The sequence below is a fragment of the Mesorhizobium sp. M0898 genome (assembly GCF_040319695.1).
In the GTDB taxonomy this organism is placed as follows: Bacteria; Pseudomonadota; Alphaproteobacteria; order Rhizobiales; family Rhizobiaceae; genus Mesorhizobium.
This window is the reverse complement of sequence record NZ_JAMYOE010000006.1, coordinates 91,102-115,037: the sequence shown is the minus strand read 5'-3', so window position 1 is coordinate 115,037 and position 23,936 is coordinate 91,102. Positions and strand designations below refer to the sequence as shown.

The window sequence follows — 23,936 nt, the reverse complement described above, 5'->3', positions numbered from 1 at the left end:
ATTCCGCAACATGTCTAACGCAAAGAGCCGCGCTGCACCGGCAGCGTGGCTCTGAATCGTATCAGCGTTTCTGGCAACGCCGCTGGCGCTACTCGCTGCTTGATTTCGGCTGGTCGCCAAAGATGCCGCGCTGGCTCACCTGGATGCCGGCGGGACCCAGAATGATGGCGAACAGCACCGGCAGGAAGAACAGGATCATCGGCACGGTGAGCTTCGGCGGCAGCGCGGCCGCCTTCTTCTCGGCGGCATTCATGCGCATGTCGCGGCTCTCACTGGCAAGCACCCGCAATGCATGCGCCACGGGCGTGCCGTAGCGCTCGGCCTGAACCAACGCCTGGGACACCGACCTGACGGATTCCAGGCCAGTTCGGCTTGCAAGGTTCTCGTAGGCCTGCTTGCGCTCCTGCAGATAGGAAAGCTCGGCGTTTGTCAGGATGAATTCTTCCGCCAATGCCACCGATTGCGCGCCGATCTCATCGGCGACCTTGCGAAGCGCCGCTTCCACCGACATGCCGGACTCGACGCATATCAGCAACAGGTCGAGCGCGTCCGGCCACGCCATCTGAATCGATTGCTTGCGCTTGGTAGCGCGGTTGTTGACGTAGAGCACCGGCGCGTAAAATCCCGCATAGGCTACCACGATGCACACGAACAGCTTCACGAAAAGCGGCTGCTCGGGCAATCCGCCGAGCACGAACAGATACATCGCCGCCAATGCAAAGCCGAAGAAGGGCAGGACGAGACGGAAGAAAAGGAAGCGCGTCAGCGGATTTTGCCCGCGAAAACCCGCCACTTTCAATTTCTGCAAGGTACCTTCATCCGCCAGCGCACGCCTGAGATCCAGGCGATCGACAATATTGCGCATGCCGACCGACTGTTCTTCGCGCAGGCCCTTGCGGCGGCGGTCGGCTTCGACTGCCAGCCGCGCGCGCTGCTTGGCGCGCAGCTCATCGCGCTCCAGCGCTACGGATTTCATGCGCGCCTTGAGCTGGTTCCCGCCAAAAGCGGGCAGCAGCGTGAAGACGGTCGCAAACACCGCGATGCCGACCAGCAGTGCGATCAGCAGGGACGGGTCGGTGAGAGTTCTGATGACGTGATCGGTCATAGCGAGTCCTAGACTTCGAAATTCATCATCTTGCGCATTACCAGGACGCCCATCGACATCCAGATGCCGGAACAACCGAGGATCAGATGGCCGGTGCTGGTGATGAAGAGGGGCATGATGTAGTTCGGGCTCGTCAAATAGACGAGAAAGGCGACGACGAAAGGCAACGCGCCGATGATCACGGCGGATGCCTTGGCTTCCATGGACAATGCCTGGACCTTACCTTTCATTTTCTTGCGGTCGCGAAGCACGCGCGAAAGATTGCCCAGCGCTTCGGAAAGATTGCCGCCGGCCTGAGACTGAATCTGGATGACGATGCCGAAGAAGCTCGCCTCGGTGCACGGCATCGTTTCTGGCATGCGCATGGCCGCGTCGGGGATCGACAAACCCATTTGCTGCGAATCGACTATGCGGCGGAACTCGGTCTTGACCGGCTCGGGGGATTCGTTGGCGATCAGACGCACGGCGTCGTTCAGCGGCAGGCCGGATTTTACCGCACGCACGATGATGTCGAGCGCGTTCGGAAATTCGTTGAGGAACGCCTTGACGCGGTGCGCGCGGCGAAACGAGACGAACCAGCGGGGCAGACCCAAGACGCCGACCAGCAGCGCAGCCGGCAAGACCAGCAACGGTGCACCGATGAAATATACAAGAGCCGTCAATACGACGCCGCAGACCGCCGAGTAGACATAGAAGCGCTCAAGCGAGATCTTCATGCCGGCCTGGCGGATTTGGATCTTCAGCGGTGGCTTCTTGACCAGGCTCTGATTGGACTTTTGCTTTTGATCGAGATCCTTCAGCGAATCCTGGACGGACTTGCGACGCTTGGCCGCTTCCGCCACGCGATCGCGCGACGCCTTGACGACGGAACGATCCGTCTCGGCGGTCTTGATCGATTCAAGCCGCTTGCCGACCTGCTTCTCGGTGCTAATCCGGTTGAACAAGAAAGCATAGGCCACAGCGCCGGCGCTGAAGCCGGCGAGCACGACGAATGCCAATACGGTGCCGTCAATTCCGAACATCGACCCTGGCCCCCACGCTTCCAGACGGATCAATCAGCGCGTTTCTCCATCGCCTCGAGCGCAACCGCGAGGCGCTGCTCCTCACCGTAGTAGCGGGCGCGCTCCCAGAAATGCGGACGGCCGATGCCAGTCGACACGTGCTCGCCCAGCAGCCTGCCGTTCGCGTCCTCGCCCTTGATGTTATAGAGAACGATGTCCTGGGTGATGATGACGTCGCCTTCCATGCCGATTACCTCGGTGATGTGGGTGATACGCCGCGATCCGTCGCGCAGGCGTGCAGCCTGTATGATCACGTCGACGGAGCCGACGACGATCTCGCGCACGGTTTTTTGCGGCAGCGTGTAGCCGCCCATGGCGATCATCGACTCTATGCGGTTGAGGCATTCGCGCGGGCTGTTCGAGTGGATCGTTCCCATCGAGCCGTCATGGCCGGTGTTCATCGCCTGCAGCAGGTCGAACACTTCGGGTCCGCGCACTTCGCCGACGATAATACGTTCGGGGCGCATGCGCAGACAGTTCTTGACCAGGTCGCGCATGGTCACTTCGCCCTCGCCTTCGAGGTTGGGCGGACGGGTTTCGAGACGCACCACATGCGGCTGCTGCAATTGCAGCTCAGCTGAGTCCTCGCAGGTGATGACGCGTTCTTCGCGGTCGATATAGTTGGTCAGGCAATTGAGCAGCGTCGTCTTGCCTGAGCCGGTACCGCCCGAGATGACAATGTTGCAGCGGACACGCCCGATGATCTTGAGAATCTCGGCCCCTTGCGGAGAAATCGAGCCGAACTTGACCAGCTGGTCGAGCGTCAGCTTGTCCTTCTTGAACTTGCGGATGGTAAGTGCGGTGCCGTCGATAGCCAGGGGCGGTGCGATGACGTTGACACGGGAGCCATCAGGAAGACGCGCATCGCAGATCGGGCTTGATTCATCGACGCGGCGGCCAACCTGGCTGACGATACGCTGGCAGATGTTGAGGAGCTGCTGGTTGTCGCGGAAACGGATGCCGGTCTGCTCGACCTTGCCGTTGACTTCGATGTAGACGTTCTTGGAGCCATTGACCATGATGTCGGCAATATCGTCGCGGGCAAGCAGTGGCTCAAGCGGCCCGTAGCCCAAAACGTCGTTGCAGATATCCTCGAGAAGCTCTTCCTGATCGGCGATGGACATCGCGAAATTCTTGATCGCGATGATGTCGTTGACAATGTCGCGGATTTCCTCGCGCGCGCTTTCGGGATCGAGTTTGGCGAGCTGCGACAGATCTATCGTATCGATGAGTGCGGCGAAGACCTGGCTTTTGGTGTCGTAGTAGGTTTCGCTCTTTTGGCGTTGGATACTTTTCGGCTCCGGCGCCAATGGCGGCGGCTCGACCGCACGGCGAACCGTCGGCGCGGCAGGCGCGCCGGATGGCGGCAGCGCCGCCGGCCTGGCAGCTATGGCCGCTTCCACAGGGTTCGCGGCCGCCAGCGCGGCAGGCGCGGGTGCTGGCTGACGGAATTCCGGAATGGTCCGGTTGCCGTCGTCGCTGCCTCTTTTACCAAACATGATCGCTTACCAATTCCACCGCTGAGGCATCACTTCTTGTTGCGCGAAAGCTTGCCGATCAGGTTGCCGAGGCCAGCCTTCTTCTTCATCTTGATTTCGCTGCGCCCTGTCAGCACATGGGCGATCTCGTTGATCGTGGCGACAACCGGACTCTTGGCATCCATCTCACCGAGCATACGTCCGTTGTTGGCAGCATTTCCGAACAAAAGCGGCTCGAACGGGATAACCGACATCGGCGAAAGGCCGAGCGATTCGGAGAAGTCGGACGGCGTAATCTCAGGACGTTTCGGCACACCGGCCTGGTTGATCACAAGCTTTGGCGCGGGATCGTTCGGACGAAGCCGCTTCAGCATGTCGACCAGGTTCTTCGTGTTGCGCAGATTGGCCAGTTCGGGCGTTGCCGTGATGACGATCTCGTCGGCCTTGACCAGCGTGTTCTTGGTCCAGCCGGCCCACACGTGGGGAACATCGAGCACGAGGAGCGGCGCGCTACGCTGGGCTATGTCGATAAGCTGGGTGAAGGCGTCGGGATCGAAATCGTAGACCCGCTCCAGGGTCGAAGGGGCCGCAAGCAGCGACAGGTGCTCGGCGCATTGGGCGAGCAGCCGGTCGAGATAGACCTCGTCGACGCGTTCCGGCGAGAAGACTGCCTCGGCAATGCCTTGCGCCGGATCCTGGTCGAAATTGATATTGGCCGTTCCGAAGGCGAGGTCGAGATCGGCGACAACCACTTCGGATTTGAAAAGCGACGACATGGCCCAGGCCACATTATGGGCTATGGTCGAGGAGCCGACGCCGCCTTTGGCGCCGATGAAGGCAATCGAGCGGCCGATCGGCTCAGCTTCCGGATCAACGAAGATCGAAGACACCACGCTGACGATGTCGGCCATCGATACGGGCGCGATGACATACTCGGAAATGCCCGAACGGATGAGTTCGCGGTACAGGCCGACATCGTTGTAGTGGCCGACAACCACCACCTTGGAGGTCGGGTCGCAATGCTCGGAGAGCTGGGCGAGTTGTTCCAGCAACAGCTTCGGCTCGCTGCGCGATTCAAGCAGGATCAGGTTCGGCGTCGGCGCCGACTGATAGAATTCGATAGCGGTGGGGATGCCCCCCATATGCACCTTCAAATGGGCCTTGGCCATGCGGCGATCCTCGCCGGCGCGCTCGACCGGATTGGCTACGCCTTCGGTCTCGCAAAATGCCTGGATCGAAATGCGCGGGATCGGCCGCAACGCCTGCATCGCGGCAATATCCTGCTCCGAGGTTTCGCCGCCCGGTACCTCTGTGTCATAGGCAAGATTGCTCATTGTCATCACTTTCCGTGACTTGCGCGGCTTAGGGTTTGTTGAGCCTCAACACTCGTTAATATTCGACTTCCGAATTGCCGAGGAATTCGTCCGAAATACCTCTGTCACGATAGACGTCGATCACCGCGCCGCGATTTTCCGCGTCGATCGGGGTCGGCTTGCGTGGCCCGATCAGATCGGACGGATTGGCCATCTGGGCAGCCAGGTTGTTCTGATACGAACAGCCGAAATCGGCATAGTGCTTGTTTTCCGAAGTCTGCAGCAGGTCTTCGGGCCAGCGCCCGCATTTATCCGTCTGAGCCTTCACCGAGACGTAGGCAACACGGACCGGTGCGGACGCTTCGGCCGAAACAGACTGATAGGACCGCATGTCGATCCGCTTCCGGCTGATGCCGCTGGCTATGGCCAGCCTGGCGAAATCGCGGCCGGCCGCGGCCGCTGCGATTTCGTTGGCTGAGCCGCTCGGAATCTCGATCGTCAGCACCGGAGCCGCGCTCCTGTCGTATCCGTCCAGGAAGCCCAGGAGCGTGTCACGTTGGGATCTGGTCATGCCACGGTCGCCGGCGCCGACCGGAAGGTCGATCTTCTGTATCTTCTCAGCTATGACGATCGGATGGGTGGTGCGATAATCGTCCGGTATGGCACCCACCGTGACGCTGTCGCGATTGGCGCAGCCGGCCAGCAATGCCGCCACCGCGATCGCCATAATGGGAACGGCCGGCCGCCAGATTCGCGAATGGACTGACCGCGTCGCGGTGATCGCCCGTGCCTTCGATGTTGCCTTAGACATGACCGCTTCCCCGCTTACTTGTAGATAAAGCCGACAACGCCGTGGTAACGGCCGTTGGGCTTGTTGGTCTGCATGGTGCCGTAGACACGGTTGACGCGGCCAAGGAAAATGCCGGCGCCATCGCTGGCGGCGTTGAAATTGTCATCCGGCTTGGCAAGATCGTTGCGCGCCACCGGCTTCACCAGATAGGGCGTAATGATGATGACGAGCTCGGTCTCGTTGCGAACGAAATCCCTGCTGCGGAACAGCGCGCCAAGCACTGGAATCTTTGTCAGACCGGGCAAGCCGTTGACAGCTTGCCTGAGATCATCGCGGACAAGGCCGGCAATCATCATCGAGCCGCCCGAAGGCAGTTCCACTGTTGTGTCGGCCAAGCGCTTGCGGAGCGACAGGGCATTCATGCCCGGGCTCGTTACGCCTTCGGACAAAGACACAGATCCCTCCGTTGTCGGCTCGGAAACCGAGGTTCTGACTTTCAGGCTGATACGGCCGGGAGACAGCACCACCGGCTGGAATTCCAGGCCAATGCCGTATTCGATCTTCTCGACCGAATACGTCTTCAGACCGGTCTGGTTATCGTTTGATACGGCTTGGGAAACGCTGGTCACCATGTTGTATTCGCCGCCAACCTTGAAGGTCGCCTTCTCGCCGGATACGGCCGTCAATGTTGGTTCGGCGAGGGTTTTCATGACACCGGACTGTTCCATGGCATTGATGTAGGCCTGCAGCGTCGAGCTCCCGATAGAGAGGCCCGAGTTCGACAGCGACTTGCCCAAACCAGTGAAATTGTCGCTTACCGCGCCCCAGCTGATGCCGTTGCTGCTGCCGTTGCCCACCATGTTGACGCCGAGCTGCTTCATCACCGAGCGGCTGACTTCCGCGACCGTCACCTTCAGCGTCACCTGGTCGTCGCCGATGATCTGCAGCAGGTTGACGATCTTGCTGACGCGGCGCTCGGCATCCGGGTTATCGATCGCGACGCCGGCTTCAGCCGAACCGCCGGCAGCGGTCTGCGAATATTGACCCGTGGTTGCCTCGCCGCCGGACACGAAAATAGTTGCCAGATCGGCCGCGCGCTTGGCGTCCAGAGGAGTGTCCACGGTTCCGGTCAGAACGACGTTGTCGTTCAGCAACTCGACCTTGACCTCCGATGACGGGATGAAGCGCTTGATATAATCCTCCAGCCCGGCGACGTCACGTTCGACCGCTAGGTCAAGGCTGACGATCTGCTCGCCATTCGGGCCAAAGACGAAGATATTTGTCTCGCCGACCGCCTTTCCAAACAGATAGATGCGCCTGGCGGTGCGGGTCACCGCGTCGGCTACAGCGGGGTTGGCGACGAGAATGTCGTAGGCATCGCTCGGGAGGTCGATGACCACCGACTTGTTCAGTCCGAGCTTAACCCGCTGGGTGGCGGTCGAAGCCGTCACCCTGGCATTGCCCGCCGCACTGGCATCGACAATGCCATATGCATTCGTTCCAAGGAGAAACAGGCCGATCGCCGCAGCCAGGATGAGCGGCAGTTTGGTTTTTAGCCTCATTTCCTTGCCCCCACTTCGGAAACTTCGCCCGACTTGATCAACCGCACTGTTCCGCGCCGGCCATTGCCGGAAACCAGGTAATCGGCTTCGCCCACATTCTTGTCCTGGCTGTCCTTGATCGAGCGCAGCGCCAATGTCAGGCGATCCGCCATCTGCTGTGCGACGGTGATGATCTCGGACTGCTGCGGCGTCAGTTCCAGGGTGGCGGTCTGGCCAACCCTGGTCTTCTTACCTTCCTCGTCCTCCTGAATGGTCTGGTCGATCGCCAGGACGCGAATGTTCTTCAGGATAGTTTCGGTCGTGAAGCCCGGACCACCGCCATTGGCGGGATCGGCTCGGCGGGTCATGATGACGTCGACGAAATCGTTGGGAAGAATAAAGCCACCGGCCGAGGTGTCGGCCGAGATGCTTGTGGCAACGGCCCGCATGCCGGAGGGCAGGATCGACGACATGAAGCTTTGCCCTTCACCGATCAGCTTCGAGCGCCGCAGCGGCTCGCCGGCGTAGAGCGCCACGCGAGCGACGGCGCCCTTCAGCTTGTCCAGCGCTTCAGGCTCGGCGGCGCGGGTGATGAAATTTGCGTTGATGCCTGCGGACGGCCATGACTCCCAGGAAATGTTGTTTTCAAGCGGACTGCCCATCGGAACGTCGCCGGAAAGAACAAGCACATCCTGCAGCGCGATCGCCGGCGCCTGAGGACCGGAATCGACAACCGGAGGCGGCGGAGCCACGACCATGTTCTTCGCGACATAGCCTGCACCACCGGCCGCGGCTATCGCCACGCTCAGAATAATCAATCGGGATGCTGGCATCTGTCCGAACCTCGCCTTGGCAAACCACGTAGCCAAGCGGGACTTTGCAGCGGCAATCGTCAAAACAAGGTTAATGTTATACTTACGATCGTGATTAATTTAACGTTTATATAAATTGGACCGACAAGCCCGGCCCGAAGGAAAACGTGGCCAACTCGCCTGCTCGGCGCCAACCGCGTAAAGTGAAATTCAGCCCGCCAGCCTGGTAAGTGCCCAGGCCATCAATGGCGAGTCGGAATAGGTGAGCAGACCGCCAATGCCAAGCGCGATGCCGTACGGAACGCCGGTGGCCTCATCGGCGAAATGGCGCAGGAACGGATTATGGCTTGTGACGGCGGCAAGCGGCGATTTTCGATAGGCGAGGATGGCTAGCGTCAGCAGGCCGCCGATGAATGTCGAGGCGACGAGGTATTCGATGAGATGGATGTTCAGTCCCATCCACATGGCAGTGGCAGCCAGAAGCTTGGCGTCGCCGCCGCCCATGCCGCCCAGCGCGAACAGGCCGAACGTCACCGCGAGAACCAGGCCGGCGGCGGCGAAATGCCAGCCATAGGTGGCCCAGTCCATACCGGTCAAAGGCGCAACCAAGGCGAAGACGACCACAAGCAACACCGGCACGCGATTGGCGATCGTCATCGAAAGCATGTCGGAGATCGCGGCAAAAAGCATGCAGAACGGAAATACGACGAAGATCACGGCTTCAAGCATCGGCGCGCCTATGACCCAATTGCATCTGGCCCCAACCCAATCCTATTCGACTAACGACTGATGAGGCCTAAATTTCAATTCATACCAGGACTAAATAAGGGCCGCCAGTGCGGCGGCCCTTATTTCAGAACAACCGAACCCGTTACGGTCAGCTACCGTTCACCTTAGTGGAGATGGCGGTGAACTTGGCGTTCAGCGAGTTGCCGAGCTGGCCGGCGCCGACCATGATGGCGAGTGCGATAAGAGCGGCGATCAGACCGTATTCGATAGCGGTCGCGCCGGATTCGTCCTTCACAAAACGTGCGATGAGGTTAGACATTCGAGCTCCTACTCCAATTGTTACAGCACTTCCGTCAACTTCTCTTGGTGGCTGATCGGATACTGCGAATCTAAGGAGAAGCTGTTTCAATCGGCTTAATAAACAGGCTTACCGATTCCTTTCCCGCTTCGACGACATTGCGTGGTTAACCCAGAACTAAAATACCCGCCGCCAGGGCCTCGGCCGACAAAAGGCGCAACAGGCGCAATTCGGCAAAGACGTTTCAGCCGTGCCGGCTAGGCCCAATGCCGGTTCCGGCTTGATCCTGAATTCCAGCCGCTTAACGGTTGGTTCACCAATCTCGTTCATGTTCCGTTGAACAGTTTGCCAGGGGGCGCCTCAATGGCCGGGCCGAGATCATCATTTCCAGTTGCCGTGCTTTTTGCCGCAGCGGCTTTCGCCTTTCCAGCCAAGGCCGGCGCCGGCATCGAGGTGACGATGAACCAGGCAAAGATCATCAAATTGTCGCGCGCCGCCGATACGATTGTCGTCGGCAATCCGGCGATCGCCGACGCCTCCGTGCAGGACGCATCGACGATCGTACTGACCGGCAAGGGATTTGGCGTCACCAATCTCGTCGTCCTCGACCAGCAGGGCAATCCGATCGTCGATGAGCAAATAACCGTCGTGCGCCAGGCAGCGTCGTCGGTGCGCATCTATCGGCGTTCCGAAGTACAGACCATGTCCTGCGCGCCATATTGCGAAAGCTCGTATAAGAGCGATGCCGAGAAGGCCTCTGAAGCCGAAATGAGCGCCGTGCATTAGCTAGCCGACGTCTCCGTCTTTGGCGGGAACGTGCTTCGGTTATCGCCGGGTTAAGGCCTTCCCGTTGAATTTAACGGTCATTCCAACCGGACTTCAATCGGTTCCGACTAAGGGTGGACCGATACAGAAGCGGCATCGGCGGGCAGCGGACATGAGCAAGGCAGGACGAGCAGGTTCTCCAAGACGGTTTTTGGGCGACCGCCGCGGAAGCACGGCGATCGAATTCGCCATGCTTGCAATTCCTTTCGCGCTTCTTGTCTTCGCCATCCTGGAGAGCTGCATTTCTTTTGCCGCACAGGAAGTGATGGCAAACGCAACCGACGACATCGCGCGCCAGCTGCGTACCGGCCAATTAAGACCGACCGATGTGTCCGGCACCAAGCTGCGGGATATGATCTGCACCAAATTGGAGATCATGGTCGCCAAGACCTGTCCCGGATTGCTGGTGGACTTGCGCGAATATCCGACCTTCGCCGATGCGGCGCTGGCCGGTTTCAAGATCCAGGATGGCGACGTCGTGCTGACCAAAGGCACGAGCACACAGACCTTCACCGTCGCACCTGGCCTGGCGGAGTCGAGAAACATGCTGCGTGTTTTTTACAAATGGCCGGTGATGACCGACTTCATGGCCAAATCGATGGCCAACCTGAAGGACGGCAAAACGCTGCATTTTGCTTCGATCACTTGGCAGAACGAGCCGTTCGACAACTGAACCACGTAGTCGCTTGAAAAGGGCAAAGCCATGATTCGTGCGGGGGCACAGCTGGGCATCGCAGGGATTTGTACAAGAGCAGTCCGACTTTGCTCGGACCGCCGCGGTATTGCGGCTGTCGAGTTTGCCCTCATCGTGCCTGTCCTGTTGATCATGTACTTTATGACAATGGAGGCCTCGCAAGCCATCGAGACCAGCAAGAAGGTCAGCCGCATCGGCAGCATGGTAGCGGACCTCGTCACGCAGCAGCAGACCGTCAAGGCGGCCGATGTCGATGCCATCATGGCGATCGGCAGTTCCACGCTCCAGCCCTACAACCGCTCGAAACCGAAGATCATTATTACGGCGATACAGGTGACGAACGAGACGACGCCGAAAGTCCTGGTCGTGTGGTCGCGCAAACTGGTCGATGGCGTCTCTAGCGTCGACGCGGTCAAGGATTCCACCACGACGGTCCCGAGCGCGCTCAAGATCAAAGGCACGTTCCTCATCCGGGTCGAAAGCGATCTCGCCTACAAGCCAATCATTACCTGGTCGGCGGACGGCCAAAGCCGGTTCGGGTTGAGCTCGGTCTTCAATTCGATATCGATGGCGGAAACATATTATCTGCGGCCGCGCAGGAGCCCGACCATTCCGTGCAGCGATTGCTGACGCCTGAAGCCCGCTAACCGGTCTGTTGCTATTGCTTGCGACCGCGGGCCGAGACTAGACGCACGATGGCTGCAGCCAGCACATAGTCCCTCGGACCGGCACGGTTCGACGACGATACCGATACGGAACGTTCCGATAACATCGCGCCAATCGGCTCGCGCCAGGTTTGTGCAAGACGCATCCAGCAGCAAAGCCAGTACGGTGGCGAATGCTGTCAGGGCAAGCCTCATGCGAGCTCCGCGCCGCGCATTTCCATCCGCAGATCGACCATGCTGCGATTCGTCTCTCCGGGGACCAGCACGCCAAGCCGTGCTGTTTGGGTTTCCGAATTGCCAATGGCGGCGCGGAACCCTATGTCTGAGCCAACACACAGGCAATGATGAACCTTTCGATGGCACGCGCCTTCCTTTTTGTCCTCGACTCCTTCGGCATCGGCGGCGCGGCCGATGCCGAACGTTATGGCGACACCGGCTCCAATACGTTCGCACACATCGCGCGGGCCTGCGCAGAAGGCCGCGCCGACCGCGAAGGCCTGCGTGCCGGACCCCTTCTTGTACCAAACATGCTCGCGCTCGGTCTCGGCCAGGCCGCGGCAACGGCAACGGGTTTCAGGTTTGAGAATGCCGGCAGTGCACCGCTTGCCGCCGCCTTTCACGGCGCGGCCCAAGAGGTTTCGAGCGGCAAGGACACGCCATCGGGCCATTGGGAAATAGCCGGCCTGCCGGTCCGTTTCGACTGGGGTTACTTCCCAGACAAGATTCCCGCCTTTCCGGCCGAGTTGACCGAAGCAATGGTGCGTGAAGGGAAGGTGCCTGGCATCCTCGGCAATTGCCATGCTCCGGGCACCGAGATTATCGAACGGTTCGGCGAAGACCATATCCGCACCTGCAAGCCGATCTGCTACACCTCGATCGACTCCGTCCTGCAGATCGCCGCGCATGAGGTTCATTTCGGCCTGGAACGGCTTTACGAGTTCTGCAAAGTGGTGCGCAGGCTCGTCGATCCGCTGAATATCGGCCGCGTCATCGCGCGGCCGTTTATCGGTGAAACCGCCGCCACGTTCGAGCGAACGCATAATCGTCGCGACTATGCCGTACCGCCACCGGAACCGACGCTGCTCGACCGGCTGACGGCGCGCGGCAGCCGGGTTATCGCGATCGGCAAGATCGGCGACATTTTCGCCCATCGGGGGATCTCGGAAGTCCGCAAGGCTGCCGGCAACATGGCGATGTTCGACAAAACGCTTGGTGCCATGGAAGACGCCCGCGACGGCGACCTCGTCTTCGCAAACTTTGTCGACTTCGACACCGAGTTCGGGCATCGGCGCGACGTTGCGGGGTATGCCGCCGCACTCGAAGCTTTCGACCGGCGCCTGCCCGAGGCATTCGCACGGCTGAGGCCAGGCGATCTGCTCATTTTGACCGCCGATCACGGCAACGATCCGACGTGGCGCGGCACCGACCACACGCGCGAGCGTATTCCGATTATCGGGACACGGCCGGGTTTCAAAGGCGCAGACATCGGACTGAGGACAACATTTGCCGACATCGGCGAAACCGTGGCCGAACATCTCGGGCTGGCGCGCGGCCGTCACGGCACCTCCTTCCATGCCACGATAGGTGGCCATGCCTGAGCTGCCGGAGGTAGAGACAGTCAGGCGCGGTCTGCAGCCGGCCCTTGAAGGTGCCCGCATTGTCGGTGTCGAGGCACGCCGGCCGGATTTGCGGTTTCCGTTCCCCGAGAGATTTTCGGAGCGGCTGACCGGCAAGACGATTGCGGCGCTCGGCCGCCGTGCCAAATATCTGACAATGCACATGGACAACGGCCCGGTTCTGATCTGCCATCTCGGCATGTCGGGTTCGTTTCGCATCGAAACGGCCGACGAGAGCGCAACGCCCGGCGTGTTCCACCACGAACGCTCGAAAAACACTGCTCACGATCACGTCGTCTTCGACATCGCATCCCCTGCCGGCGTCCGCTCTCGCGTGATCTTCAACGACCCGCGCCGCTTCGGGTTCATGCTGTTTTCGGAAGGCGAGCCCGACATGCATCCGATGCTGGCGGGATTAGGCGTCGAGCCTACAGGCAACGCACTGGACGGCGCGCTGCTCGCTTCGTTGCTGAAAGGTCGCAAGTCACCGCTGAAAGCGGCACTTCTGGACCAGAGGCTGATTGCCGGGCTAGGCAATATCTACGTCTCGGAAGCGCTTTGGCGGGCCGGCCTGTCGCCGCTGCGCGAAGCGGGCACCCTCGCGAGAGCCGGCAAGAAAGCCAAAGAGCAGAGCGAACGCCTGGCCGAAGCAATCCGCTCGGTCGTCGCCGATGCGATCGCCGCCGGCGGCTCGTCGTTGCGCGATCATATGAAGACCGATGGATCACTGGGCTACTTCCAGCATTCCTTCGCGGTTTACGATCGCGAGGGGGAAGGCTGCTCCAAGCCTGGTTGTGGCGGCCACATCGAGCGTATCGTGCAAAGCGGTCGTTCGACCTTCCACTGCCGGGCCTGTCAGGCTTGAACCAGAACCGAGGAGGAGCAAAGCATGGGCTATGAAACCATCATCGTCGAAACCCGCGGCAAGGTCGGGCTGATTACGCTGAACCGGCCGCAGGCGCTCAACGCGCTGAATTCACAAGTGCTCGCGGAACTGGTCGCGTCGGTGAATAGCATGGGCGCCAATGCCGACATCGGCGCCATGGTCATCACTGGTTCGGAAAAGGCTTTCGCGGCAGGTGCCGATATCAAGGAAATGCAGTCCATCTCCTATGTGGATGCCTATCTGCAGGATTTCTTCGTCGGCTGGGAAGAATTTACGCGGGCACGAAAGCCGATCATCGCGGCGGTGGCGGGCTATGCGCTGGGGGGCGGCTGCGAACTGGCGATGATGTGCGACTTCATCATCGCCGCCGACACTGCCAAGTTTGGCCAACCCGAGATCACGCTGGGCGTCATGCCCGGCATGGGCGGATCGCAGCGCCTGACCCGCTTTGTCGGCAAGTCGAAGGCGATGGATATGTGCCTGACGGGTCGAATGATGGACGCAGCCGAGGCCGAGCGTTCCGGCCTTGTCTCGCGCGTGGTGCCAGCCGGCGAGTTGATCGAGGAAGCGCTTAAGGCAGCGGCCAAGATCGCTGGTTTTTCCTTGCCGTCGGTGATGATGGCAAAGGAGGCCGTCAACCGCGCCTATGAGACGACGCTCACCGAGGGTCTGCGGTTCGAGCGCCGGCTGTTTCATTCGCTGTTTGCGCTGGATGACCAGAAGGAAGGCATGGCGGCCTTCAGCGGCAAGCGGAAGCCGAATTTCACGAACCGATGAGATGACGAAGGCGCCGGTCAAAAAGAAAGCGCTGCAGCGTTGACGCGCCGGAAAAGCTGAACTATAAGCCGCACCAACCGAGGCGGCCCTGTGGCTGCCCGTTTGTTTTTTGCGCCCTGCGGTATCCCGCAAGCGCCCACCAGATCAGAAGAGAGGCACCATGGCCAATACCTCCTCGGCCAAAAAGGCAACGCGCAAGATCGCCCGTCGCGCAGCGATCAACAAGAACCGCCGCTCCCGCGTCCGGACCTACATCCGCCAGGTCGAAGAGGCGCTCGCGGCCGGCGATAAGGCGGCCGCACAGGCTGCCTTCAAGGTGGCCGAGCCGGAATTGATGCGCGCCGCGACCAAGGGCGTGGTGCACAAGAACACGGCATCGCGCAAGGTGTCGCGGCTGGCCCAACGGGTCAAGGTGCTGTCGGCCTAATATATCTTTTCCTGAACTGCGCTTCTTCAAACCCGGCCAATCGCGCCGGGTTTTTTTCGTTTGCCGGCAAGTACTTAAAAGAAAGCCCGCAAAATGGCGCTCCGCGTGCATTTCAAAGTTCGAAATGCTTTGCCGGCGTGTACATACCCGCTGATATTCGCAGCCTTCGAAACTGCCAATGCGAAAATTTCCGAGCGTCACAGATTACTGTTTTTTTTCAGAGGTTTACCGATGGTGATCCACAGCTTGTTCACATCGGCTGCGGCCAATAGGCGGCAATTGGCTGTCAAGCGAATTATTTCAGAAAATTTCGCATTTGTGTGGCCTTTTTCACATTCGCCGGAAAAGGGTTTGAATCACAATGGCTTTGTCAAAATCAACTGTTGCGGCATGGCGTTCGAAACGTGCCTTCCTAGTCAGATTCCTTAAAAATCCGTTAGGGGTGGCCTTGCCCTATCCACAGCGATTTCGGTAATGTCTGTCCATCGAAGGGACGGGCCCTTGGCCCTTGACCAGCCTGAAACCGGCCAGCTCAAATTGGCAGAGTTTACACCGCGGATTTAACTCCGCGGACGGGGTTGGTTTGTCTTTTCGATACGGTAGGGGACTGGCGTAATTGTACATGGCAGGTCGACGGTGCGCCGGCGGTTTTTCGCCGGACGGCATTTTGTTGCCCTGACATGACCAAAGCGGATCGGCTCTTCGGCGCCGGACCGACAACGAGGCGATTCATCAGCCGGCGGCGGCGATGGTGTCGCAGCGAAGACACGGTCGCCGGAAACATGGATGCAGGAGGCGCATCCCCGGCGGAAAACAGGTACAAGAGACAAGGAACTCGATCATGCAGAGCGGCGGCATCGAAAGGGAGCTTACAGGCGACCTCCCATTTCCTGGAACGTTAATCGGAAGGAACGACATGGCGGCTTCCAATGAAGCTGAACAGAAGTTCGATCGGGTCAAGGCCCAGTTGAAGGCGCGACTGGGAACCGAGGTCTATTCGAGCTGGTTCGGGCGCATGAAGGTCGCTGAATCCTCTAAGGGCATTGTCCGCATCTCAGTGCCAACCGCATTCCTGCGTTCATGGATCAACGGCCACTATCTCGATCTCATCACCGAGTTGTGGAAGCACGAGGATCCGGAGATCCTCAAGATCGAGATCGTGGTTCGCACCGCCACACGGCAGGGCCGCAACAGCGTCGAGCCAGAAGTGGCCCCGGCGCGCAAGATGACCAGGCAGACGCAAACCGCGCTCTCTGCGGGCACGGCGAGCCCCAGCAGGGTCGAACGGGTCCCGGTACCCCGCCCGGGGATGCCGGCAGAAACCGAGTTCCGGCACAATGTTCTCGGTTCGCCACTCGATCCACGCTACACTTTCACCTCCTTCATCGAAGGACCATCGAACCGAGTGGCTTTTGCCGCCGCCAAGGCGGTCGCGGAATCGCAGTCGAGCGCGGTGCGTTTCAATCCGCTCTTTCTGCACGCGACGGTCGGGCTGGGCAAAACGCACCTGTTGCAGGCGATCGCCGCAGAATCGCTGAAGCAGAATCCGAAATCGCGGGTCGTCTATCTGACGGCTGAGTATTTCATGTGGCGGTTCGCCACCGCGATCCGCGACAACAACGCACTGACGCTGAAAGAACAGCTGCGCGACATCGACCTCCTCATCATCGACGACATGCAGTTCCTGCAGGGCAAGTCGATCCAGCACGAATTCTGCCATTTAATCAACATGCTGCTCGACAGCGCCAAGCAAGTGGTGGTCGCTGCCGACCGGCCGCCGTCGGAATTGGAGTCGCTGGAGCCACGCGTCCGCTCGCGCCTCAACGGCGGCGTCGCGCTGGAAATGTCAGCCCCGGATTTCGCCATGCGTATCGGTATGCTCAAGCTCAGGCTTGCCACCGCCAAGCTCGACGATGCGTCGCTCGATATTTCCGAAGAGATCCTCAACCACGTCGCCCGCACGGTGACCGGCAGCGGACGCGAGCTCGAAGGTGCCTTCAACCAGCTTTTGTTTCGCCAATCCTTCGAACCGCAGATCACCATCGACCGCATCGACGAGATCCTTGGCCACATCTATCGTTCGGGCGAACCCAAGCGGGTGCGTATCGAGGACATCCAGCGCATCGTCGCGCGCCACTACAACGTGTCGAAGACCGAACTTCTGTCCAACCGGCGCACACGCACCATCGTCAAGCCACGGCAGGTCGCCATGTATCTGTCGAAGGTGATGACGCCGCGCTCGCTGCCGGAGATCGGGCGGCGGTTCGGCGGTCGTGACCATACGACCGTGCTGCATGCGGTGCGCAAGATCGAGGATCTTTCCGGTGCCGACAACACACTGGCGCAGGAACTCGAATTGCTGAGAAGGCTGATCAACGACCAGGCCTGACGGCCCGAAAAACGCCGGCTCGCGGACTCCGGCCTTTTTATCCCCTTTATCCCCGGAAAGCCCGTGCAGCCGGTCCGAACCGGTGGCGCGGGCTTGCGTTTGCCGGGTTTTTCCTGTCAGTTTACGCAGATTCTGAGCCTGTTCAGACCTTTCGCGGGGCGCCGCTTGCCGGAGACCCGTTCATTCATTCAAGCGAGCCTGTTTTGTCATGCGTGTTATCCTGGAACGGTCAAATCTCCTGAAGTCGCTCAACCATGTTCACCGCGTGGTCGAGCGGCGCAATACCATTCCGATCCTGTCGAACGTGCTGCTCAGCGCCGAGGGGGCCAGCCTTGAAATGAAGGCGACCGACCTCGACCTGGAGGTGACCGAAGCAACGCCGGCAAAGGTCGAACGTGGCGGGGCGACGACGGTCCCGGCACATCTGCTCTACGACATCGTGCGCAAGCTTGCCGACGGCGCGGAGGTGGCGCTGAAGACCGACGAAGACGGCAACGCCATGACGGTGACGTCGGGGCGCTCGAGCTTCCGCCTGCAATGCCTGCCGCAGTCCGACTTTCCCGAGCTTTCAGCCGGGTCGTTCTCGCATATTTTCCGGCTCGATTCCGTCGGACTAAAGGGCCTCATCGAAAAGACCCAGTTTGCCATCTCGACCGAGGAGACGCGCTATTATCTGAACGGCATTTATCTGCACACGCACGAGGCCGGCGGCAAGCTGAAGCTGCGCTCTGTCGCGACCGACGGCCACCGGCTGGCGCGCGCCGAGATCGATGCGCCGGCAGGCTCTGAGGGCATGCCTGGCGTCATAATCCCGCGAAAGACGGTCAGCGAGCTGCAAAAGCTGGTCGACGATCCCGATGTTGCAGTCACCACCGAGTTGTCCGACACCAAGATCCGTTTCACCATCGGCAGCGTTATCTTGACCTCCAAGCTGATCGACGGCACTTTCCCGGACTACCAGCGCGTCATTCCGACCGGCAACGACAAGAAGCTGATTATCGATCGCCAGAGTTTCGCCGCTGCCGTCGATCGCGTTTCGACCATTTCGTCCGAACGCGGCCGGGCGGTGAAGCTTTCGATCGCCGAAGGGCAGGTCACGCTTGCGGTCAACAACCCGGATTCGGGCAGTGCCACCGAGGAACTGGCGGCCGACTATTCGTCCGATCCGATTGAAATCGGCTTCAACGCCAAATACCTGCTCGACGTTGCCGCGCAACTGACCGGCACGGAGGCGAAGTTCATGCTGGCGGATGCCGGTTCCCCGACACTGATCCACGATATGGCCGACGAGACCGCGCTCTACGTGCTGATGCCGATGCGGGTGTAGGGCCCGAACGGGGCCATCTTGCTGTCGTGACCAGATCTGCAAAACCGCAGCAGACGTACATAAGTAAGCTCATACTTACGAATTTCCGCAACTATGCGGCGTTGGCAATCGACCTTGATCCCGGCGCTGTCGTTTTCTCCGGCGACAATGGCGCCGGCAAGACCAATCTGCTTGAAGCGATCTCGCTGCTCACGCCGGGCCGCGGCCTGCGCCGCGCACCCTATTCCGAGGTGGCGCGCGAAGGCGGCGACGGTGGCTTTGCGCTGCATGCCCGGCTTGACGGGCCGGAAGGCCAGGTCGAGATCGGTACCGGAATATCGGGCAGCGACGGCGAAGCCGGCCGGCGGGTGCGGATCAACGGCGCGACGGCACGCTCAGCCGAAGACATGCTGGAATGGCTGCGCGTGGTCTGGCTGACACCGGCCATGGACGGCCTGTTCCCCGGGCCGGCTGCCGACCGCCGGCGCTTCCTAGACCGGCTGGTGCTGGCGATCGATCCTGGCCACGGCCAGCGCGCGCTTGACTACGAAAAGGCAATGCGCGGCCGCAACAGACTGCTCGCCGACGGTTCACGCGACGGTGCCTGGTTCGATGCGATCGAGATGCAAATGGCCGAGACCGGCGTGGCGATTGCCGCGGCGCGTGCCGAACTGGTGCGCCTGCTCGCCGCCATGATCGACCGGCTGCCCGGCGACGGACCGTTTCCGCAAGCCGACATCGGCATCTCTGGCGAACTGGAAGGCGAACTCGGTATTTTGCCGGCCGTCGACGTAGAGGAACGGTTCCGTCGTGCGCTTGCCCAGGGGCGCGACCGCGACCGCACCGCCGGACGCACGCTCGACGGCCCGCACCGTTCCGACCTCGTGGTGCGCCACCGGCCCAAGGCGATGCCGGCCGAGCTCTGTTCGACCGGCGAGCAGAAGGCGCTGCTGGTCGGCATTGTCTTGTCGCATGCGCGGCTAACCGGTGAGATGTCGGGCATGACACCGATCCTGCTGCTCGACGAGATCGCCGCCCATCTCGACGGCGGTCGACGGGCGGCCTTGTTCTCGATCCTGGAGGAACTAAACTGCCAGGCCTTCATGACCGGGACCGATGCCGCGTTGTTTGACAGCCTCAAGGGACGCGCGCAATTCCTGACCGTCGATCACGGCACGGTCAGGCCGACCATTTGAACTTGGTTCATGGCGCACTTCTGAGCGGCATGCATTGATACCTGACAAGCTTTTTCCTCCGCTATATGGTCCGGCGATGATCACAGCCGCCCTCACCGATGAAGAGCTCGAACGCTACGCCCGCCACATCGTGCTGCCCGAGATCGGCGGCGCCGGCCAGCAGCGGCTGAAGCGGGCGCGGGTGCTCGTCATTGGCGCCGGCGGATTGGGAGCGCCTGTGCTCGAATATCTCGCCGCCGCAGGGATTGGCACTCTCGGTATCGTCGACGACGACATCGTTTCGCTTTCCAACCTGCAACGACAAGTGATCCACGGCACGGACATGGTCGGCATGGCAAAAACCGACAGTGCCAGAGCGGCGATCATCCGCATCAATCCAAACGTCGTCGTGGAAGAGCACAATTTCAGGCTGACCGTCGACAACGCCCCTACCCTCATTGCCCGTTATGACATCGTCGTTGACGGCTCCGACAATTTCGAGACACGCTACGCGGTGGCCGACGCCTGCGCCGCGGAAAGCCGGCCGCTCGTGCATGCCGCCGTTGGCCGCTTCGACGGCTCGGTCACCGTACTGAAGCCATTCGAAACCGGCCCGGACGGCAAGTTGAACCCAAGCTACCGCGATCTCTTTCCCGAGGCGCCGCCGCCGGGACTTGTGCCATCCTGCGCGGTGGCCGGCATTGTCGGCGCGCTGACCGGGGTCATCGGCACGCTGCAAGCCATGGAAGCGATCAAGCTGATCACCGGGATTGGCGAGCCGCTGGTCGGACGACTGCTGCTCTACGATGCGCTGGCGGCACGCTTCGACACGATCCGCTACAAGCGAACCAGCCCATGAGCCTGCCTGCCGACGTTTCCATCGTGCAGCTTGCGGCCGATTTCGACCGTTGGGACGAGGTGCTGGCGCTGGTCATGCGCGCCTTCGCCTTTATGGACGAGGTTGTTGACCCGCCGTCCTCGGCGCATCGGCTCACCGTTGAAAATCTCAGGGCTAGAGCGCTGGAGGAGACAGCATTCCTGGCACTGAAGGGAAACGAGATCGTCGGTTGCGTCTTCGTCCTGAAGCGCGCAGACGACCTCTATATTGGAAAGCTCGCGGTCGAGCCGACGCTTCAGGGACAAGGCGTCGGAAAACAGCTGATGCAGGCCGTCGAAGATCTTGCCCGCAGCCGCAACAGGACCGCCATCGAGCTCCAGACCCGGGTCGAACTGACTGGAAACCACGCTGCCTTCGCCCGCCTCGGCTTTCGCGAAACCGAACGGACAGCACACAAAGGTTACGACCGGCCGACCTCAATCACCATGCGCAAGGTGCTTTTGTAAGCAAACGCTATCCAAAAGCGAGCAGGCAGCTGCCGCGACCAGAATTCGCTGCCACGATGGCCGGTCACGCCCGCAGCGGCAGCACGCGGTCGGGCGGGCGATGACCGTCGAAGAAGGCGCGGATGTTGATGATTACCTTCTCGCCCATGTCGATACGGCCTTCGAGCGTCGCCGAGCCCATATGCGGCAACAGCACGACCTTGCCTTTGTGGGCGAGTTTCAGCAGCTTGCTGTTCAGCGCCGGCTCGTGCTCGTAGACGTCGAGGCCGGCGCCGGCGATCTTGCCGTCATGGATGAGCTTGACCAGCGATTCCTCATCGATGATATCGCCGCGCGCGGTGTTGACTATGTAAGCTGACGGTTGCAGAAGCGCCAGCCGCCGCGCCGAAAGCAGGTGGAAGGTTGCCGGTGTCGATGGACAATTGACCGAGATAATGTCCATGCGGGCGAGCATCTGGTCAAGGCTCTCCCAATACGTGGCTTCCAACTCGTCCTCGATTGCCGGCAGTACGCGGTGGCGGTTGTGGTAGTGGATCGAGAGGCCAAACGCCTTGGCGCGCCTGGCGACGGCGGTGCCGATGCGACCCATGCCGACAATGCCGAGCCGTTTGCCCCAAATGCGCCGGCCGAGCATCCAGGTCGGCGACCAGCCCGCCCATTTCTTGTCCCCGGTCAGCACGTTGGCGCCTTCGGCCAGCCGCCGCGGTACGGCCAGCATCAGCGCCATGGTCATGTCGGCCGTATCTTCGGTCAGCACGTTCGGCGTGTTGGTCACGGTGATGCCTTTCTTGGCCGCTGCCGCAACGTCGATCTTGTCTACGCCATTGCCGAAATTGGCGATCAGCTTGAGGTTGTCGCCGGCCTGGGCAATCAGCGCCGCGTCGATATTATCGGTCACGGTCGGCACCAGCACGTCGGCCTCCTTGACCGCAGCCACCAGTTCCGGCTGCGTCATCGGCCTGTCCTCCACATTCAAGCGGGCGTCGAACAACTCGCGCATGCGGGTCTCGACCGGGTCGGGCAATTTGCGCGTGATGACGACGAGGGGCTTCTTTTTGCCTGCCATTGTTTTCCTCGAACCCGATCTCGTTGAGACCTCTTTAACCAAGAACGGCGAAACTGAGAGCCGATCGCGGTACCGGTCATTCATGTAACAAGCGGTTCCGCCGAAGACAAAGAAAAAGGGGCGAAGGCCGATGGGCCGGCGCCGAAAGGAACGAAAGTGTCTGGTTTCGCGTCGCTCCGCCTGACCCTCAGTGCAGCATTCCTCGGCGCTCTCATCCATAGCCCACTGGTGATGGCGCAAAGTGCCGCCGCACCCGCCCAGAGCGTCACGCTCGGACCAAGCGGCTTGCCGCTGCCGCGCTTCGTCAGCCTGAAATCCGGCCGCGTCAACTCGCGCGTTGGGCCGGGCGTCAATTATTCCGTCGACTGGATGTATATGAAGCCAGGCCTGCCGATGGAGATCATCCAGGAGTTCGATACGTGGCGCCGTGTGCGTGATGCCGACGGCTCGGAAGGCTGGATCAATCAGTCGCTGCTTTCGGGCCGTCGCACGGCGATCGTCGCCCCCTGGCAGCGCGGCAAGGACGCTCGCGTCAACCTCCTTGACGACCCGGCAAAAGACGCAGGCGTCATCGCGATCCTCGAACCGGGGGTGATGGGCACGATCAAGTCCTGCGATGGCCAGTGGTGCGAAATGACCTTCGACGGCCATACCGGCTGGCTCGCGCAGTCGCTGGTCTGGGGTGCCTATCCCGGCGAAAAGGTCAAGAACTGACTTTCCGAACCGCAGGTCGGGCCAGCGCTGCAAGCACCGGATCCGGCATTTGTTTCGCTGATCTTCGGTTCGGGGATGGTTTAGCGGCCGATGCGGCCGAGATGGGTATCCTGGAAACTGCTTGACAGCTTCAAACCATAGCCCAGAGCGCGGTCGATGGCGATGTGGGCGATCCAGATCAGCGCGACAGCTACCGCCATTGCATTGTCAAAGACGCTGCCGACAAGCGCCAGCAGAACGGGCAAGATCAGTATGTGCAAGGCGTTGTAGGCGACCGCCCCGACGCGCGGCCCGGCCATGTAACCCAGCATCGACAGGTCGGGCGCCAGAATGAGCACGGCAAACAGCCACCAGGAAACACCGGCGATTGCATAGAAGACAAGAGCCGCCACCGCGACGGCGACCCATTCGAGCCGGAGCGTCAAATCCAGGAATTTCATAAGGCGCCGGTCAGTCGCAGCGTTTCGGACGCAGTCTCACCACGATATCGACATTGGCGATCTCCATGTCCTCCGGCGGCTCCGGCAGGTTGGAAACCGTCACCGGGCCGCTGTCAATATCGAAGATCCTGTTTTCGCCCTCGATATAGAAATGATGGTGATCGGAGGTGTTGGTGTCGAAATAAGTCTTCGATCCCTCGACGGCAAGGATGCGCAGAAGACCGGCCTGGGTAAACTGGTGCAGAGCATTGTAGACGGTGGCCAGAGACACCGGCACGCCGGCGGCAAGCGCCTCCTCGTGCAGTTCCTCGGCCGAAAGATGGCGGTCGCCCTTGGCGAAAAGCAGATCGGCCAGCGCGATGCGCTGGCGTGTCGGCCTCAGACCGGCCTCGCGAACGCGCTTGTCCACAGCGACATTATCCTTCCGGCAACCCAGATCCATCTATCCGTCGCGCTCACAGTTCCGCCTCAGACAGGTCCAAAAT

The 23,936-nt window shown here is 60.8% G+C and carries 25 protein-coding genes and 1 pseudogene; 13 read left to right on the top strand and 13 right to left on the bottom strand.

The window, feature by feature from the left end:
* Positions 1-88 precede the first annotated feature (88 nt).
* From NKH90_RS10355 to NKH90_RS10315, 9 genes are all read right to left on the bottom strand, one after another.
* Entirely contained in the window at positions 89-1,105 is a 1,017-nt protein-coding gene (locus NKH90_RS10355) for a type II secretion system F family protein (RefSeq protein ID WP_352819251.1), read from the bottom strand.
* A gap of 8 nt (positions 1,106-1,113) precedes the next feature.
* On the bottom strand, positions 1,114-2,127 hold the full coding sequence (locus NKH90_RS10350) for a type II secretion system F family protein (RefSeq protein WP_352819249.1): 1,014 nt from the start codon (positions 2,125-2,127) through the stop codon (positions 1,114-1,116).
* 29 nt (positions 2,128-2,156) lie between these two features.
* Positions 2,157-3,665 (bottom strand): TadA family conjugal transfer-associated ATPase, encoded by a 1,509-nt coding sequence (locus NKH90_RS10345; RefSeq protein ID WP_352819247.1) that lies wholly within the window; start codon positions 3,663-3,665, stop codon positions 2,157-2,159.
* A 29-nt stretch (positions 3,666-3,694) separates the two neighbouring features.
* Positions 3,695-4,978: a CpaE/TadZ family protein gene (locus NKH90_RS10340; protein WP_352819245.1), complete on the bottom strand. Its 1,284-nt coding sequence runs from the start codon at positions 4,976-4,978 to the stop codon at positions 3,695-3,697.
* A gap of 55 nt (positions 4,979-5,033) precedes the next feature.
* Positions 5,034-5,768, bottom strand: a complete 735-nt coding sequence (locus tag NKH90_RS10335) for a CpaD family pilus assembly protein (RefSeq protein WP_352448620.1) — start codon at positions 5,766-5,768, stop codon at positions 5,034-5,036.
* 14 nt (positions 5,769-5,782) lie between these two features.
* The gene (locus NKH90_RS10330; protein WP_352819243.1) at positions 5,783-7,309 is read right to left on the bottom strand and encodes a type II and III secretion system protein family protein; all 1,527 of its coding nucleotides are present in this window, start codon (positions 7,307-7,309) and stop codon (positions 5,783-5,785) included.
* Positions 7,306-8,121, bottom strand: coding sequence for a Flp pilus assembly protein CpaB (cpaB, locus tag NKH90_RS10325; RefSeq protein WP_023676931.1), 816 nt, complete (start codon positions 8,119-8,121; stop codon positions 7,306-7,308). Before cpaB ends, NKH90_RS10330 begins: the two co-directional genes overlap by 4 nt.
* Positions 8,122-8,310: 189 nt before the next feature.
* A complete protein-coding gene (locus NKH90_RS10320) occupies positions 8,311-8,829 on the bottom strand; it encodes an A24 family peptidase (protein ID WP_023676930.1) in 519 nt (172 codons plus the stop codon).
* Between the two features lie 148 nt (positions 8,830-8,977).
* Positions 8,978-9,148, bottom strand: coding sequence for a Flp family type IVb pilin (locus NKH90_RS10315; protein ID WP_023676929.1), 171 nt, complete (start codon positions 9,146-9,148; stop codon positions 8,978-8,980).
* Positions 9,149-9,490: 342 nt separating this feature from the next.
* Between NKH90_RS10315 and NKH90_RS10310 the strand changes: the two genes are divergently transcribed.
* The 3 genes from NKH90_RS10310 to NKH90_RS10300 all read left to right on the top strand — a co-directional run bounded on the left by NKH90_RS10310 (position 9,491) and on the right by NKH90_RS10300 (position 11,276).
* Complete coding sequence (locus NKH90_RS10310; RefSeq protein ID WP_352613897.1) at positions 9,491-9,913, top strand: pilus assembly protein N-terminal domain-containing protein; 423 nt, start codon at positions 9,491-9,493, stop codon at positions 9,911-9,913.
* A 151-nt stretch (positions 9,914-10,064) separates the two neighbouring features.
* Positions 10,065-10,625 (top strand): TadE/TadG family type IV pilus assembly protein, encoded by a 561-nt coding sequence (locus NKH90_RS10305; RefSeq protein ID WP_352541276.1) that lies wholly within the window; start codon positions 10,065-10,067, stop codon positions 10,623-10,625.
* Between the two features lie 30 nt (positions 10,626-10,655).
* Positions 10,656-11,276 (top strand): TadE/TadG family type IV pilus assembly protein, encoded by a 621-nt coding sequence (locus tag NKH90_RS10300; RefSeq protein ID WP_023676926.1) that lies wholly within the window; start codon positions 10,656-10,658, stop codon positions 11,274-11,276.
* 101 nt (positions 11,277-11,377) lie between these two features.
* Here the strand turns inward: NKH90_RS10300 and NKH90_RS34810 are convergent.
* Positions 11,378-11,506 (bottom strand): annotated as a pseudogene (locus tag NKH90_RS34810) (phosphate/phosphite/phosphonate ABC transporter substrate-binding protein); the annotation flags it as partial.
* Between the two features lie 161 nt (positions 11,507-11,667).
* Between NKH90_RS34810 and NKH90_RS10295 the strand changes: the two are divergent.
* From NKH90_RS10295 to NKH90_RS10255, 9 genes are all read left to right on the top strand, one after another.
* Complete coding sequence (locus NKH90_RS10295; protein WP_352819240.1) at positions 11,668-12,909, top strand: phosphopentomutase; 1,242 nt, start codon at positions 11,668-11,670, stop codon at positions 12,907-12,909.
* Entirely contained in the window at positions 12,902-13,792 is an 891-nt protein-coding gene (gene mutM / locus NKH90_RS10290; RefSeq protein ID WP_352819239.1) for a bifunctional DNA-formamidopyrimidine glycosylase/DNA-(apurinic or apyrimidinic site) lyase, read from the top strand. The genes NKH90_RS10295 and mutM overlap by 8 nt, the downstream gene beginning before the upstream one ends.
* Positions 13,793-13,816: 24 nt before the next feature.
* Complete coding sequence (locus tag NKH90_RS10285; protein ID WP_352685689.1) at positions 13,817-14,590, top strand: enoyl-CoA hydratase; 774 nt, start codon at positions 13,817-13,819, stop codon at positions 14,588-14,590.
* Positions 14,591-14,750: 160 nt separating this feature from the next.
* Positions 14,751-15,017 (top strand): 30S ribosomal protein S20, encoded by a 267-nt coding sequence (gene rpsT / locus NKH90_RS10280; RefSeq protein WP_023676922.1) that lies wholly within the window; start codon positions 14,751-14,753, stop codon positions 15,015-15,017.
* A gap of 916 nt (positions 15,018-15,933) precedes the next feature.
* Positions 15,934-17,406 (top strand): chromosomal replication initiator protein DnaA, encoded by a 1,473-nt coding sequence (gene dnaA / locus NKH90_RS10275; protein ID WP_023676921.1) that lies wholly within the window; start codon positions 15,934-15,936, stop codon positions 17,404-17,406.
* Between the two features lie 208 nt (positions 17,407-17,614).
* The gene (gene dnaN / locus NKH90_RS10270) at positions 17,615-18,733 is read left to right on the top strand and encodes a DNA polymerase III subunit beta (protein ID WP_023676920.1); all 1,119 of its coding nucleotides are present in this window, start codon (positions 17,615-17,617) and stop codon (positions 18,731-18,733) included.
* A 26-nt stretch (positions 18,734-18,759) separates the two neighbouring features.
* Positions 18,760-19,908 carry a DNA replication/repair protein RecF gene (gene recF / locus NKH90_RS10265; protein ID WP_352470079.1) on the top strand — a complete coding sequence of 383 codons (1,149 nt, stop codon included), beginning with the start codon at positions 18,760-18,762 and terminating at the stop codon, positions 19,906-19,908.
* A 76-nt stretch (positions 19,909-19,984) separates the two neighbouring features.
* On the top strand, positions 19,985-20,746 hold the full coding sequence (locus NKH90_RS10260) for a molybdopterin-synthase adenylyltransferase MoeB (RefSeq protein WP_352470078.1): 762 nt from the start codon (positions 19,985-19,987) through the stop codon (positions 20,744-20,746).
* Positions 20,743-21,231 (top strand): GNAT family N-acetyltransferase, encoded by a 489-nt coding sequence (locus NKH90_RS10255; RefSeq protein ID WP_352819237.1) that lies wholly within the window; start codon positions 20,743-20,745, stop codon positions 21,229-21,231. The genes NKH90_RS10260 and NKH90_RS10255 overlap by 4 nt, the downstream gene beginning before the upstream one ends.
* A gap of 64 nt (positions 21,232-21,295) precedes the next feature.
* On the opposite strand, the gene NKH90_RS10250 is transcribed toward NKH90_RS10255, so the two are convergent.
* Entirely contained in the window at positions 21,296-22,297 is a 1,002-nt protein-coding gene (locus NKH90_RS10250) for a 2-hydroxyacid dehydrogenase (protein ID WP_352470076.1), read from the bottom strand.
* A 156-nt stretch (positions 22,298-22,453) separates the two neighbouring features.
* On the opposite strand from NKH90_RS10250, the gene NKH90_RS10245 reads away from it, so the two are divergent.
* Entirely contained in the window at positions 22,454-23,011 is a 558-nt protein-coding gene (locus NKH90_RS10245) for an SH3 domain-containing protein (protein WP_023676915.1), read from the top strand.
* An 80-nt stretch (positions 23,012-23,091) separates the two neighbouring features.
* On the opposite strand, the gene NKH90_RS10240 is transcribed toward NKH90_RS10245, so the two are convergent.
* Positions 23,092-23,451 carry a DUF4260 domain-containing protein gene (locus NKH90_RS10240; protein ID WP_352680480.1) on the bottom strand — a complete coding sequence of 120 codons (360 nt, stop codon included), beginning with the start codon at positions 23,449-23,451 and terminating at the stop codon, positions 23,092-23,094.
* Between the two features lie 10 nt (positions 23,452-23,461).
* On the bottom strand, positions 23,462-23,893 hold the full coding sequence (gene irrA / locus NKH90_RS10235) for an iron response transcriptional regulator IrrA (RefSeq protein WP_352819234.1): 432 nt from the start codon (positions 23,891-23,893) through the stop codon (positions 23,462-23,464).
* Positions 23,894-23,936 lie beyond the last annotated feature (43 nt).